The organism is Cellulomonas sp. PS-H5 (assembly GCF_019265565.1).
Classification (GTDB): domain Bacteria; phylum Actinomycetota; class Actinomycetes; order Actinomycetales; family Cellulomonadaceae; genus Cellulomonas.
In genome coordinates, this window is sequence record NZ_JAHVCI010000006.1 from 1 (window position 1) to 14,052 (window position 14,052).

Annotated in this window: 11 protein-coding genes and 1 pseudogene; 10 read left to right on the plus strand and 2 right to left on the minus strand. The window is 75.3% G+C overall.

The genetic code is table 11. The features are described from left to right. Together infB and rbfA are read left to right on the plus strand one after the other, a co-directional pair. Window positions 1-2,568: pseudogene (gene infB / locus J5O08_RS04185) on the plus strand (translation initiation factor IF-2); the annotation flags it as partial. Between the two features lie 98 nt (window positions 2,569-2,666). Further along, window positions 2,667-3,125 carry a 30S ribosome-binding factor RbfA gene (gene rbfA, locus J5O08_RS04190; protein ID WP_217614584.1) on the plus strand — a complete coding sequence of 153 codons (459 nt, stop codon included), beginning with the start codon at window positions 2,667-2,669 and terminating at the stop codon, window positions 3,123-3,125. 115 nt (window positions 3,126-3,240) lie between these two features. Here rbfA and J5O08_RS04195 read toward each other — a convergent pair whose 3' ends face one another. Beyond that, the gene (locus J5O08_RS04195) at window positions 3,241-4,740 is read right to left on the minus strand and encodes a DHA2 family efflux MFS transporter permease subunit (RefSeq protein WP_218705597.1); all 1,500 of its coding nucleotides are present in this window, start codon (window positions 4,738-4,740) and stop codon (window positions 3,241-3,243) included. Window positions 4,741-4,814: 74 nt separating this feature from the next. On the opposite strand from J5O08_RS04195, the gene J5O08_RS04200 reads away from it, so the two are divergent. Beyond that, window positions 4,815-5,447 carry a TetR/AcrR family transcriptional regulator gene (locus J5O08_RS04200; protein ID WP_255589287.1) on the plus strand — a complete coding sequence of 211 codons (633 nt, stop codon included), beginning with the start codon at window positions 4,815-4,817 and terminating at the stop codon, window positions 5,445-5,447. Beyond that, window positions 5,444-6,418: a tRNA pseudouridine(55) synthase TruB gene (gene truB / locus J5O08_RS04205; RefSeq protein ID WP_218705599.1), complete on the plus strand. Its 975-nt coding sequence runs from the start codon at window positions 5,444-5,446 to the stop codon at window positions 6,416-6,418. The genes J5O08_RS04200 and truB overlap by 4 nt, the downstream gene beginning before the upstream one ends. A 5-nt stretch (window positions 6,419-6,423) precedes the next feature. Here truB and J5O08_RS04210 read toward each other — a convergent pair whose 3' ends face one another. Further along, complete coding sequence (locus J5O08_RS04210; protein ID WP_218705601.1) at window positions 6,424-6,864, minus strand: YdeI/OmpD-associated family protein; 441 nt, start codon at window positions 6,862-6,864, stop codon at window positions 6,424-6,426. 261 nt (window positions 6,865-7,125) lie between these two features. Here J5O08_RS04210 and J5O08_RS04215 point away from each other — a divergent pair, with 261 nt between their 5' ends. The 6 genes from J5O08_RS04215 (at window position 7,126) to dapB (ending at window position 14,048) form a co-directional block, all read left to right on the plus strand. Next, the gene (locus J5O08_RS04215) at window positions 7,126-8,127 is read left to right on the plus strand and encodes a bifunctional riboflavin kinase/FAD synthetase (RefSeq protein ID WP_217614588.1); all 1,002 of its coding nucleotides are present in this window, start codon (window positions 7,126-7,128) and stop codon (window positions 8,125-8,127) included. Between the two features lie 107 nt (window positions 8,128-8,234). Next, entirely contained in the window at window positions 8,235-8,504 is a 270-nt protein-coding gene (rpsO, locus tag J5O08_RS04220; RefSeq protein ID WP_166939714.1) for a 30S ribosomal protein S15, read from the plus strand. A gap of 208 nt (window positions 8,505-8,712) precedes the next feature. Then, window positions 8,713-10,947, plus strand: coding sequence for a polyribonucleotide nucleotidyltransferase (locus J5O08_RS04225; RefSeq protein ID WP_217614589.1), 2,235 nt, complete (start codon window positions 8,713-8,715; stop codon window positions 10,945-10,947). Between the two features lies 1 nt (window position 10,948). Further along, on the plus strand, window positions 10,949-12,277 hold the full coding sequence (locus J5O08_RS04230) for a pitrilysin family protein (RefSeq protein ID WP_218705603.1): 1,329 nt from the start codon (window positions 10,949-10,951) through the stop codon (window positions 12,275-12,277). Between the two features lie 134 nt (window positions 12,278-12,411). Beyond that, entirely contained in the window at window positions 12,412-13,272 is an 861-nt protein-coding gene (locus tag J5O08_RS04235) for a hypothetical protein (protein WP_218705605.1), read from the plus strand. 20 nt (window positions 13,273-13,292) lie between these two features. After that, a complete protein-coding gene (gene dapB / locus J5O08_RS04240; protein ID WP_217614592.1) occupies window positions 13,293-14,048 on the plus strand; it encodes a 4-hydroxy-tetrahydrodipicolinate reductase in 756 nt (251 codons plus the stop codon). Window positions 14,049-14,052 lie beyond the last annotated feature (4 nt).

Here is a 14,052-nt window from a genome sequence, read left to right on the forward strand (position 1 = left end):
GTCCCGGCCCGGCCCGTCCGGCCGCCCCGGCGCCGCGCCCGGCCCAGCCGGCGCGCTCGTCGGAGGGTCAGGGCGGCGGCGACCGCGGCCCGCGCCCCGGGTCCGGCCGCCCCGGCGCCGCGCCCGGCCCAGCCGGCGCGCTCGTCGGAGGGTCAGGGCGGCGGCGACCGCGGCCCGCGCCCCGGTGGCGCCCCGCGTCCGGGCGGTCCCCGCCCGGGCAACAACCCGTTCGCGTCGTCCCAGGGCATGCCCCGCTCCGGCGGTCCGCGTCCCGGCGGCCCGCGCCCGGGCAACAATCCGTTCGCGTCCTCGCAGGGCATGCCCCGCCCGGGCGAGCGCCGCTCGGACGCCCCGGCCGCCTCGGCCGGCGCGCAGGCCGGCGACCGTCCCGGTGGGCCCCGTCCCGCGGCGCCGCGTCCCGGTGGCCCGCGCCCGAACCCGGGCATGATGCCGGGCCGCAGCACCAGCGGCGTCGGCCGCCCCGGCGACCGTCCGGCCCGTGCCGGCGGCGGCGGTGGCCGTCCCGGTGGTGGCGGCGGCTACGGCGGCGGCGGTGGCCGTCCCGGCGGTGGCGGCGGCTTCGCCGGCCGTCCGGGCGGCGGCGGTCGTCCCGGTGCCGGTGGGCGTGGCTCGACCCAGGGCGCGTTCGGTCGCGCCGGTGGTCGTCCGGTCCGCGGGCGGAAGTCGAAGCGCGCGAAGCGCCAGGAGTTCGAGCAGATGCAGGCGCCGTCGCTCGGCGGCGTGCAGGTGCCCCGCGGGAACGGCTCGACCGTCATCCGCCTGCGCCACGGCTCGTCGCTGAACGACTTCGCCGACAAGATCGACGCCAACCCGGCCTCGCTGGTCACGGTGCTGTTCCACCTCGGTGAGATGGCGACCGCGACCCAGTCCCTCGACGAGGACACCTTCGGCACGCTGGCCACCGAGCTCGGCTACGTCGTGGAGATGGTCTCGGCCGAGGAGGAGGACCGCGAGCTGCTCGGGGCCTTCGACATCGACCTGGACGCCGAGCTCGAGGGCGAGGGCGACGAGGACCTGTTCCCGCGCCCGCCGGTCGTCACCGTCATGGGTCACGTCGACCACGGAAAGACCAAGCTCCTCGACGCCATCCGGTCCACGGACGTCGTCGCGGGCGAGGCCGGCGGCATCACGCAGCACATCGGTGCCTACCAGGTGCGCACGGAGCACGAGGGCCAGGACCGGGCCATCACGTTCATCGACACCCCGGGTCACGAGGCGTTCACCGCCATGCGTGCCCGTGGTGCGCAGGTGACGGACATCGCGATCCTCGTGGTCGCGGCGGACGACGGCGTGATGCCCCAGACCATCGAGGCGCTCAACCACGCCCAGGCGGCGAACGTGCCGATCGTGGTCGCGGTCAACAAGGTGGACAAGGAGGGGGCCAACCCCGCCAAGATCCGCCAGCAGCTCACCGAGTACAACCTGGTGGCCGAGGAGTACGGCGGCGACACCATGTTCGTCGACGTCTCCGCCAAGCAGCGGATGGGCATCGACGACCTGCTCGAGGCCGTGCTGCTGACCGCGGACGCCGCGCTCGACCTGCGGGCCAACCCCGACAAGGACGCCCGCGGTGTCGCCATCGAGGCGAACCTGGACAAGGGCCGCGGCGCCGTCGCGACCGTCCTGGTCCAGTCCGGCACGCTGCGCGTCGGCGACGCGATCGTCGCAGGCACGGCCCACGGCCGCGTCCGGGCGATGTTCGACGAGCACGGCGCGAACGTCACCGAGGCGGGCCCGGCGCGTCCGGTGCTGGTCCTCGGCCTGGCGTCGGTGCCGAGCGCCGGCGACACCTTCCTGGTGGCGCCGGACGAGCGCACCGCCCGGCAGATCGCCGAGAAGCGCGAGGCCGCCGAGCGCGCCGCCCTCCTGGCCAAGCGCCGCAAGCGCATCAGCCTCGAGGACTTCACGCAGGCGCTGCAGCAGGGCAAGGTCGAGACCCTCAACCTGGTCCTCAAGGGCGACGTGTCCGGTGCCGTCGAGGCGCTGGAGGACGCGCTGCTCAAGATCGACGTGGGCGACGAGGTCGACCTGCGGGTCATCCACCGCGGTGTCGGTGCGATCACGCAGAACGACGTCAACCTCGCCACGGTCGACAACGCCATCATCATCGGCTTCAACGTCAAGTACGCGGAGCGGGTGGAGGACCTCGCCGAGCGCGAGGGCGTGGACGTCCGGTTCTACTCGGTCATCTACCAGGCGATCGACGACGTCGAGGCGGCCCTCAAGGGCATGCTCAAGCCGGAGTACGAGGAGGTGCAGCTCGGTTCCGCCGAGGTGCGCGAGGTGTTCCGCTCCTCCAAGTTCGGCAACATCGCCGGCTCGATCGTCCGGTCCGGGGAGATCCGCCGCAACACCAAGGCGCGGGTGCTCCGGAACGGCGCGGTCATCGGCGACAACCTCACCGTCGAGTCGCTCAAGCGGTTCAAGGACGACGCCACCGAGGTCCGCGAGGGCTTCGAGTGCGGTATCGGCCTCGGGTCGTACAACGACATCACGGTGGGCGACATCATCGAGACCTGGGAGATGCGCGAGAAGCCGCGCTCCTGACCGGTCCCACTTGCGGGTCTGCCCCCACGCGTCGAGCGTGGGGGCAGGCCCGCGGCCGTTCGTCCGCCCGCCGACGCGGGCGCTGAGAGGAGATCGACATGGTGGACCACCCCCGGGCCCGCAAGCTCGCGGACCGCATCCAGCAGATCGTCGCGCAGATGCTCGACACCCGGATCAAGGACCCGCGGCTCGGCTTCGTCACCGTCACCGACGTGCGCGTGACCGGCGACCTGCAGCACGCCAGCGTGTTCTACACGGTGCTCGGCGACGAGGAGGCCCGCACCGGCACGGCCCAGGCGCTGGAGAGCGCGAAGGGCCTGATCCGGTCCGAGGTCGGCAAGCAGACCGGCGTCCGGCTCACCCCGACGCTGGAGTTCCACCTGGACGCCGTGCCCGAGACCGCCGCCCACCTGGACGCGGCGCTGCTCGAGGCCGCCCGCCGGGACCGCGAGGTCTCGGCCCTGGCGACCGGGGCGCAGTACGCCGGCGAGGCGGACCCGTACCGCAAGCCGGCGGACGAGGACGCGGACGCCGACGAGGCGGACGCCGCGCGCTGAGCGTCCCTGCCCCCCGGCGACCGTGAGGTCGTCACGAGCCCACGAGGTCGTCACGCATGCGTGACGACCTCGTGGGCTTGTGCCGACGTCGGCGGGCTGGGGGCCCGCCGAGGGGTCAGGCGTCCGCGCGGGCGTCCTCGCGGCCGGTCCCGCGCGGCATGGCCAGCGACGCGACCGCGGCGAGCGCGATGACCGCCGCGCCCGTCAGCACCGCCGGGCGCAGGCCCGCGTCGAACCCGTCCGGGCTGATCGTGCCGCCGGCGGCGGTGAACACGGCGGTCAGGACCGCGACGCCCAGCGCGACGCCGACCTCCCGCAGCGTCGAGTTCGTCGACGACGCGGTGCCGTGGTCGTCCGGCGCCATGCCGGAGAGCACCGCCGTGGCGCTCGGGGCGAAGGTCAGGCCCATGCCGACGCCGGCCAGCACCAGGCCCGGGACGAGCGCGGCGTAGCCGCCGTCGGAGGCCGCGAACCCGAGCCACGCGAGCCCGGCGGCCTGCGCCGCGAGCCCGGCGGTGAGCAGCACCCGCACGCCCACCCGCGGCGCCAGCATCCCGGCCAGCGGGGCGACCACCATCGGCGCGGCGGTCCACGGCAGGGTCCGCAGGCCCGCCTCCAGCGGCGAGTAGCCCTGGACGACCTGCAGGTACTGGGCGAGCAGGAACACGGCGCCGAACGCGCCCAGCGAGAACGCGAGTCCCGAGACGTTCGCGACGGAGAAGCTCCGCGACCGGAACAGGCGCAGCGGGACCAGCGCGTGCGGGGTGCGGGCCTCGTGCCGGAGGAACAGCGCGAGGGCGACGACGCCGCCGGCGATCGGGCCGAGCACCCCGGCCGACGTCCACCCGTCCTCGTTGCCGTGCACGACGCCCCAGACGATGCCGAGGACGCCCGCGGCGGCCAGCACCAGGCCGAGCAGGTCGAGCCGCTGCGCCCGCCCGCGGCCCTCGGGCAGCGTGCGCAGCACCAGCGGCACCGCGACGAGCGCGACCGGCACGTTGATCCAGAACATCGCCTGCCAGGAGATGCCCTCGACCACGGCGCCCCCGACGACCGGGCCGAGCGCGACGCCGAGGCCGGAGACGCCGCCCCAGACGCCGATCGCCATGGCGCGACGGGAGGCGGGGACCGCAGCGGCGAGCAGGGTGAGCGACAGCGGCATGACGGCCGCGGCCCCGACGCCCTGGAGCGCGCGGGCGGCGATCAGCGCGCCGGGGGAGCCTGCGAGGGCGGCGGCGATCGAGCCGAGGGTGAACACGGCGATCCCGCCGAGGAACGTGCGGCGGCGGCCCCAGCGGTCGCCGAGCGTCGCGGCGGCGATCATCAGGGTCGCGAACGCCAGCGTGTACGCGTTCACCACCCACTGCAGGTCGGTGAGCGTGGCGCCGAGCTCGGCCTGCAGCACGGGCAGCGCGCTGGTGACGACGAGGTTGTCGAGCGTCGCCATGAACATGGGCAGCGAGGCGGCCAGCAGGGCGACGGCGACCGGTACGGCGCGGGCGGGACCGGGCGCGTGGACGGCGGCGGGGGAGCCGGTCGCGGCGGCGGGCGGCGGGTCCGCCGGGGCGCCGGCGGCGCCGGCACCCGGGGCGGTGGTGCGGGTCTGCGTCGACATCGGAGGCTCCTGTAAGCATCGGCTGATTACTTCGACACGACGGACGCTAGTTATCGACTGATAACCTGTCAACCATGGACCTCGAGCACGCCGCCCGGCCCGCCCCGCGCGCCCCCCGCATGTCGGGGGACCAGCGGCGCGAGCAGATCCTCGCCGCCGCGATCGAGGTGTTCGCCGAGGGGGGCTACGCCGGGACGACGACCGACCAGGTCGCGCGCGCAGCAGGGGTGTCGCAGCCCTACGTCGTGCGGCTGTTCGGGTCGAAGCAGCGCCTGTTCCTGGAGGCTTACCGGCACACGACCGAGCGGGTGCTGGCGGCGATGGCCGCGGTCGAGCCCGGGCCGGGTGCGGTCGAGCGCACGGGGCGCGCGTACGTCGAGCTCATGGCCGACCGCGACCTGCTGCGCGTCCTCATGCACGGCTTCACCGCGGAGGACCGAGAGGTGACCGCGCTCGCCCGGCACACGCTCGGCGAGGTGTTCCGGCTGTTCCGGCAGCGGGTCGAGCCGGACGACCCCGACGGCGACGAGACCGCCCGGAGGTTCGTGGCCGACGGCATGCTCATCAACGTGCTGCTCAGCTCGGACGGCTTCGCGCACGCCGGGCAGGATGCCGGGTTCGACGCGCTGCTGCGCTGCTTCGCCCCCGAGGTCGTCGCCGCGGGGACCGCCGCCGCCGCGGGCGAGCGCGCCGGGGCCACCGCGTGAGCCCCGCGCGCGACCAGCGTCGCCCCGACCGCCCCGACCGCCCCCGCCGCCCCACGGCGCCCGACGGGCTGCTCGTCGTCGACAAGCCGCAGGGCTGGACCAGCCACGACGTCGTCGCGAAGGCGCGCGGCCTCGCGGGCACCCGCAAGGTCGGCCACGCCGGCACGCTGGACCCGATGGCGACCGGCGTGCTCGTGCTGGGTGTCGGCCGGGCGACCCGCCTGCTCACCTACGTCGTCGGCGCGGACAAGGAGTACACGGCGACGATCCGGCTCGGCGTGACCACCACGACCGACGACGCGGAGGGCGAGCTCGTCGCGCGCGCCGACGCCACCGCGGTGACCCGGCCCGCGCTGGGCGCGGGGGTGGCGGCGCTGACGGGCCCGATCCAGCAGGTGCCCAGCGCGGTGAGCGCGATCAAGGTCGACGGGCAGCGCGCCTACGCCCGGGTCCGGGCGGGCGAGGACGTGGAGCTGGCCGCGCGGCCGGTCACGATCTCCCGGTTCGACGTGCACGAGGTCCGGGAGGTGCCGGACGCGGACGGGTCGGGCGTCGCCGCGCTCGACGTCGACGTCACCGTGGTCTGCTCGTCGGGCACGTACATCCGCGCGCTGGCGCGGGACCTGGGTCGAGGGCTCGGCGTCGGCGGGCACCTGACCGCGCTGCGACGGACCCGGGTCGGCGGCTACGGGGTCGACGGCGCCCGGTCGCTCGACGAGCTGGAGGCGTGGCCGGCCGACGTGCCGCTCGACACCCTGCCGCTGGCCGACGCCGCCCGGGCGACGTTCCCGGTGCGGGAGCTGACCGAGGCCGAGGCCCGGGCGCTGTCCTACGGCCAGCGGATCCCGGCGTCGGGGACGGGTGCGGGGGTGACGGTCGCGGCGCTGACGCCGGAGGGCGACCTCGCGGCGCTCCTGGAGGACCGCGGCCCGCACGCCCGCCCGGCCCTGGTCTTCGCCGCCGCCACCTGACGGGCTCAGCCCAGCGCCGCCACCACCGACGCGACCCGGCGCTCCCGGGTCGCGTCGGTCTTCGCGCCCTCGACCGCCAGCACGTGCGCGCGCTGCTTCGAGTACGACAGCGCCGCCCACGCCTCGGCCACCGCGGGCCCGCCCGCGGCGAGCGCGGCCGCCAGGTCCGCCGGGACGTCGACGGTGCGGGGCGCGTCGTCCACCGCGAGGTCGACCTCGACGGGCTCGCCGGCCTCGATGCCCGCGGCGGCCCGGTTCGCCGCCGAGACGCCCACCCAGTACCCGCCCGAGTACGGGGCGATCGACCCGCGGTAGGCGTGCCCGTTGATCGTGACGACGACGGGCACCCGCTTCCCGCGGTCGAGCCCGGCGACGACGTCCTCGGGCACCTCGATGCCGGTGGTCGTGCCGCCGGTGGCGACGAGGGTGGTGCGCAGGGTGACCATGCGGGACCTCCGGGGTCGTGGGCCGGCTGCAGCCGGCACGCCGAGCGCGGTCGTCCCCGTCGAGCGCGGTCCCTGCAGCGACCGCGCTCGGCTGGAGCTCCCGCAGTCGGCGTGGGACTCGCGGCTGCGCGCCGAGCGTAGCGCCGCGGCGCGCGCCGCACCGGCGCGCGGGGCACCCCGCGCGCCGTGGCAGGCTTGTCCCCGCGCCGCGACCCCGCCGGCGCCGAGCGCGCCGCGAGGCGCCGACCGACGGGAGAGCTGGTGCAGCGCTGGACGGACCTCGCGCAGGTCCCCGCGGACTTCGGGCCGTCGGTGGTGACGGTCGGCAACTTCGACGGGGTGCACCGCGGCCACGTCGGCGTGCTGACCCGGATGGTGGCCGACGCCCGCGCGGTGGGGGCCCGCTCGGTCGCCGTGACGTTCACGCCGCACCCGCAGCAGGTGCACCGCCCCGACACCGCCCCGCCGCTGCTCACCGGCGACGCCGACCGGCTCGAGCTCCTGGAGCAGACCGGCCTCGACGCGGTGCTGCTGCTGACGTACACCCTGGACTTCGCGCAGCAGACGGCCGAGGAGTTCGTGCGCCGGTACCTCGTCGACGGGCTGCACGCGCGCACGGTCGTCGTCGGCCGGGACGTGCGGTTCGGACGCGGCAACGCCGGCGACCTGGCGACGATGGTCGAGCTGGGTGAGCGGTTCGGGTTCGCGGTCGAGGTGATCGAGGACGTCGCGCCCGACCCGGCCGACGACGACCCCGCCGCCGCCCTGGCCGACCCCCTGCGCCGCCGGTGGTCCTCCACGTGGGTCCGCGAGCTGCTGGTCGCCGGCGACGTCCGCCAGGCCGCGCGGGTGCTCGGCCGCCCGCACCGGATGCGCGGCACGGTCGTGCACGGCGACAAGCGCGGCCGCGACCTCGGGTTCCCGACGGCCAACCTGTCCCAGGACGCGACCGGCATGGTCCCGGCCGACGGCGTGTACGCCGGCTGGCTGCGCCGCCCCGCCGCGCCCGCCGGGTCGCCGGACGCGGTGCTGCCCGCCGCGGTGTCGGTCGGCACCAACCCGACCTTCGCCGGGCTGCAGCGCCGGGTCGAGGCCTACGTGCTCGACCGGACCGACCTCGACCTGTACGGCGAGGAGGTCGTGCTGGAGTTCGTCGAGCGGCTGCGCCCGACCCTGCGGTTCGACTCGGTCGACGACCTGGTCGCCCGCATGCACCAGGACGTCTCCGGGGTCCGCGACGTGCTCGCGGGCGCCGCGGGCTGACGAGCCGGGCCTGGTAGACTCGCACAGCCGTCAGAACGGCCGCGGACCGAGAGCGCCCGGGTGGACCTGCCCCGGAGCACCGCGCAACGAGACAATCCAGGAGAGTCGTGCCCCTCGACAGCGCCACCAAGAAGTCCATCATGGCCGAGTACGCCACCCACGAGGGTGACACCGGCTCGCCGGAGGTCCAGATCGCGATGCTGACGCAGCGCATCAACGACCTCAACGAGCACCTCAAGACGCACAAGCACGACCACCACAGCCGCCGCGGGCTGCTGCTGCTGGTCGGCCAGCGTCGCCGCCTCCAGGCCTACCTGCAGAAGGTCGACATCGACCGCTACCGCAGCCTGATCCAGCGGCTCGGCCTGCGCCGATGACCGCGTGACCAGCCCGGACCCCCGCGGGGGTCCGGGCTGGTCCTGCGTCGGCCCCGGGGCCGGCGTGCACCACCTCAGCACCACTCTCACTCCGCGCCGGTCGACGCGTCCGGTCCTCGGTAGTGGTTCCCGGAACCTGCGTGTCCGGGTGCCTCGATCGAAGACCGCCGTGACCGGTCCGGCGCCTTCGAGACAAAGGAGGGCACCCGTGGAGGGTCCCGAGATCCAGTTCGCCGAGGCCGTGATCGACAACGGTCGCTTCGGCACCCGCACCGTCCGCTTCGAGACGGGCCGCCTGGCCAAGCAGGCCGCCGGCTCCGCCATGGCGTACCTCGACGGCGAGACCGCGCTGCTGTCGGCCACGACGGCCGGCAAGCACCCCAAGGACCAGTTCGACTTCTTCCCGCTGACGGTGGACGTCGAGGAGCGGCAGTACGCCGCGGGCAAGATCCCCGGCTCGTTCTTCCGCCGCGAGGGCCGCCCGTCGACCGACGCGATCCTGGCCTGCCGCCTGATCGACCGCCCGCTGCGCCCCCTGTTCGTCAAGGGCCTGCGCAACGAGGTCCAGGTCGTCGTCACCGTGCTGGCGATCCACCCGGACGACGCGTACGACGTGCTGGCGATCAACGCCGCGTCCATCTCCACCCAGATCTCCGGCCTGCCGTTCTCCGGCCCGGTCGGTGCGGTGCGCATCGCGCTGATCGACGGCCAGTGGGTCGCGTTCCCGCGGTACACCGAGCGCGAGCGCGCGACGTTCGAGATCGTCGTCGCCGGCCGCGTGGTCGAGGGCGGCGACGTCGCGATCGCGATGATCGAGGCCGAGGCCCCGGAGAAGTCCTGGAACCTCATCAAGGACGAGGGCGGCGTCGCCCCGACCGAGGCCGTCGTGGCCGAGGGCCTCGAGGCGTCCAAGCCGTTCATCAAGGCCCTGGTCGAGGCGCAGCAGCAGCTCGCCGCGCAGTCGGCCAAGGAGACCCGCGACTTCCCGACGTTCCCGGACTACCAGCCGGACGCGTACGAGGCCGTCGAGGGCGCCGCCGAGGCGAAGATCCTCGAGGCCATGCAGATCGCGGACAAGCAGACCCGCGAGGGCCGTCTGGACGAGATCAAGGCCGAGGTCCTGGACCAGCTCGCCGGCTCGTTCGATGGTCGCGAGAAGGAGCTGTCCGCCGCGGTGCGCTCGGTGACCAAGAAGGTCATCCGCCAGCGCATCCTGACCGACGGCTTCCGCATCGACGGCCGCGGCCTGCGGGACATCCGCACGCTGTCCGCCGAGGTCGAGGTCCTGCCCCGCGTGCACGGCTCGGCGCTGTTCGAGCGCGGCGAGACCCAGATCATGGGTGTCACCACGCTGAACATGCTCCGCATGGAGCAGCAGCTCGACACGCTGTCGCCCGAGACGCGCAAGCGCTACATGCACAACTACAACTTCCCGCCGTACTCGACCGGTGAGACCGGCCGCGTGGGCTCGCCGAAGCGGCGCGAGATCGGGCACGGCGCCCTCGCCGAGCGCGCGCTCATGCCGGTGCTGCCGTCGCGCGAGGAGTTCCCCTACGCGATCCGCCAGGTGTCCGAGGCCCTCGGCTCCAACGGCTCGACCTCGATGGGCTCCGTGTGCGCGTCGACCCTGTCGCTGCTGAACGCGGGTGTGCCGCTGCGCGCCCCCGTCGCCGGCATCGCCATGGGCCTCGTGTCCGACACGGTCGACGGCGAGACCAAGTACGCCGCGCTGACCGACATCCTGGGCGCCGAGGACGCGTTCGGCGACATGGACTTCAAGGTCGCCGGCACCCGCGAGTTCGTCACGGCCATCCAGCTCGACACCAAGCTCGACGGCATCCCCGCCTCCGTGCTGGCCGACGCGCTGACCCAGGCGAAGGAGGCGCGTCTCGCGATCCTCGACGTCCTGAACGAGGCGATCGACGTCCCGGACGAGATGTCGCCGAACGCCCCGCGCGTCATCACGGTGAAGGTGCCGGTCGACAAGATCGGCGAGGTCATCGGCCCGAAGGGCAAGATGATCAACCAGATCCAGGAGGAGACCGGCGCCGACATCTCGATCGAGGACGACGGCACGGTCTACATCGGCGCCACCGACGGTCCGTCGGCGGAGGCCGCGCGGGCGGCGATCAACGCGATCGCCAACCCGCACATGCCGGAGATCGGCGAGCGCTTCGTGGGCACGGTCGTCAAGACGACCACCTTCGGCGCGTTCATCTCGCTCTCGCCGGGCAAGGACGGCCTGCTGCACATCTCGCAGATCCGTCGCCTCGTCGGCGGCAAGCGCGTCGAGAAGGTCGAGGACGTCCTCGGCGTGGGCCAGAAGGTCCAGGTCGAGATCGGCGAGATCGACCCGCGCGGCAAGCTGTCGCTGCACGCGGTGGTCGAGGAGTCGGCGGAGGGCTCGGACGAGTCCGCCGCCGCTGAGCCGGCCGACGCCTGACGTGCCGCTGGACCTCCCCCTGGTCGCGCCCGGTCAGCCGGGCAGCGACCTGACCGCCGGGCAGGCGGGTGACGGATCCGTCCGTCGCTCCGTCCTGCCCGGCGGGGTCCGCCTGCTCACCGAGCACGTCCCCGGCGTGCGGTCCGCGTCCGTCGGGGCGTGGGTCGGCGTCGGCTCCCGGGACGAGTCCGACGGGCACCACGGCTCGACGCACTTCCTCGAGCACCTGCTGTTCAAGGGCACCGCGCGGCGCACGGCGATGGACATCGCCGAGGCGTTCGACGAGGTCGGCGGCGAGGCGAACGCCGCCACGGGCAAGGAGCACACCTGCTACTACGCCCGGGTGCTCGACGAGGACCTGCCGATGGCGGTCGACGTCATCGCCGACATGGTGACCTCGGCCCGCCTGGACCGCGACGAGCTCGAGACCGAGCGCGGCGTGATCCTCGAGGAGCTCGCCATGAACGACGACGACCCGAGCGACGTCGTGCACGAGCGGTTCGCGACGGTCGTCCTGGGCGAGCACGCCCTCGGCCGGCCGATCGGCGGCACGCCGGACACGATCCGGGCCGTGCCGCGGGACGCCGTCTGGGAGCACTACCGGCAGCACTACCGCCCGGACACGCTGGTCGTGACCGCGGCGGGCAACGTCGACCACGACGCCCTGGCCGCGCAGGTCGCCCGGGCGCTGGAGGACGGCGGCTGGGACCTCGCGGCGGGTGCCGCCCCGGCCGCGCGCCGCGGTGCCGCCGAGGCGGAGCCGGTCACGGCGGGCGCCTCCGAGGTCACCGTGCGCCGCACGACCGAGCAGGGCAACGTCATCGTCGGCGGGACCGGCCTCACGGCCACCGACCCGCGGCGGTTCACGCTCTCCGTGCTGAACGCGGTGCTGGGCGGCGGGATGTCGTCCCGGCTGTTCCAGGAGATCCGGGAGAAGCGAGGCCTGGCGTACTCGACGTACTCGTTCGCGTCCGGCCACGCCGACACGGGCGTCTTCGGCCTGTACGCGGGCTGCGCCCCGGCCAAGATCGACGAGGTCACCGAGCTCATGGTGGCCGAGCTCGAGCGGCTCGCGGACGGTGGCATCACCGACGCCGAGCTGCGCCGGTCGGTCGGGCAGCTGTCCGGCAGCCTGGTGCTCGGCCTGGAGGACTCCGGGTCGCGCATGAGCCGGCTGGGCAAGTCCGAGCTGGTGCACGGCCAGCTGCTGTCCACGCAGGAGTCGCTCGACCGCGTCCGCGCGGTCACGGCCCGCGAGGTGCAGGAGCTGGCCGCCGACCTGGCCGCACGGCCGCGGTCCGTGGTGCGCGTGGGCCCGTTCGGCGGCTGACGCCGACGGCGGTCCGTCGTCACCGGAGCCGGGTCCCCCTCGGGGGCCCGGCTCCTGCCGTCCCCGGGCCCGCGCGCGCCGGCCGGGCCGGAGGTCCCGTTCCGCCGCGCGCGGCGCGGGACGATGATGAGGGCATGGCCGCCGTCACGTCCGCCCGTCGTTCCGTCGTCGTCGCCCCCCGGTCGCCCGGGCTGGTGGAGGCGTTCTGGGTCGCCCGGGCGCCCCACGCCGCCCCGCCCCGGGTCGCGCTGCCCGACGGCCGCCCGTCCGCCGTCGTCCGGCTCGGTGCGCCGGTGCGCTGGGTCGACCCGCTGACCCGGGAGACGGAGTCGATCGGCAGCGTGCTGCGCGGCCCGCGCGTCGTCCCGGGCGTCGTGCTGCCCGCCGGGGACGCCGAGTCCTGGGAGGTCGGCGCGCGGCTCGCGCCCTGGGCGCTGTCCGCGCTGCACCCGGCGGGCTTCCTCGTCGACGAGCACCGGCCGCTGGGCGAGGCGCTCGGCCTGGACGAGCCGGCGCTCGCCGCCCGCATGCGCGCCGCGTGGGACGCCGCCGCCGGGCTCGGCGAGGGCGCCGCGGCCGCAGCCTGCGTCGCCGTCCTCGAGGACGCCCTGGCCGCCGCGGTCCGGCGCCCGGTGCCCGCGGCCGACCGGGACGCCGTCGACCGGGTCGCCCGGTACGCCGACGCCGAGCGCGGTCTGGTCCGCCCCGTCGACCTGGCGCGCGAGGTCGACCGGTCGCTCGCCGGGCTGCACGCGCTGCTCGCCGCGCACGTGGGCCTGAGCCCGTCGGCGTTCCTGTCGACGGTCCGGCTGTCCTGCGCGGTGCGCGAGCTCGGCGTCGACGACCGCGGCGACGCCGTCGGGGTGGTGCGGGTGCTGCGCGCCTACGCGGACGCCGGCTACCCGCAGCGCGAGATGGAGCGGTTCACCGGCCTGCACGCGCTGGAGCTGCGCCGGGCTGTCCGCGGCATGGAGGACGTGCTCGCGACCGCGTGAGGCTCGCATAGGGTGCCGGGGTGAGCGAAGCGATCACGGTGGCCGTGCTGGGCGCGGCCGGCCGCATGGGACGGACCGTCGTCGACGCCGTGGAGGCGGCGCCCGACCTGGAGCTGGTGGCCGCCCTGGAGCACGGCGACGACGTCGGCGCGGTGGCCGCGACCGGCGCGCGGGTCGCGGTCGACTTCACGGTCCCGTCGGTCGCCGAGGCCAACGTGCGGTCGCTCGTGGCGCAGGGCGTGCACGCGGTCGTCGGCACCACCGGCTGGACGCCCGAGTCGCTGGCGCGGGTCGAGGCCGACCTCGCGGGGCGTCCGGGCGTGGGCGTGCTGATCGCCCCCAACTTCGCGCTCGGCGCGGTGCTGGCGATGGCGTTCGCCGCGCGCGCCGCCCGGTGGTTCGAGTCGGTCGAGGTCGTCGAGCTGCACCACCCCGACAAGGTCGACGCCCCCTCCGGCACCGCCCGGCACACGGCCCACGCGATCGCGGCCGCCCGCCGCGAGGCCGGGCTGGGGCCGGTGCCGGACGCCACCACGACGGCGCTCGACGGCGCGCGGGGCGCGGACGTGGACGGCGTCCGGGTGCACGCGGTGCGGCTGCGCGGGCTCGTCGCGCACGAGGAGATCCTGCTCGGCAACGCGGGGGAGCAGCTGACCATCCGGCACGACTCGTTCGACCGGGTGTCGTTCATGCCCGGCGTGCTGCACGCGGTCCGGCAGATCGGGTCCCGCCCGGGGCTGACGGTCGGGCTCGAGCACTACCTGGACCTGGGCTGACCGC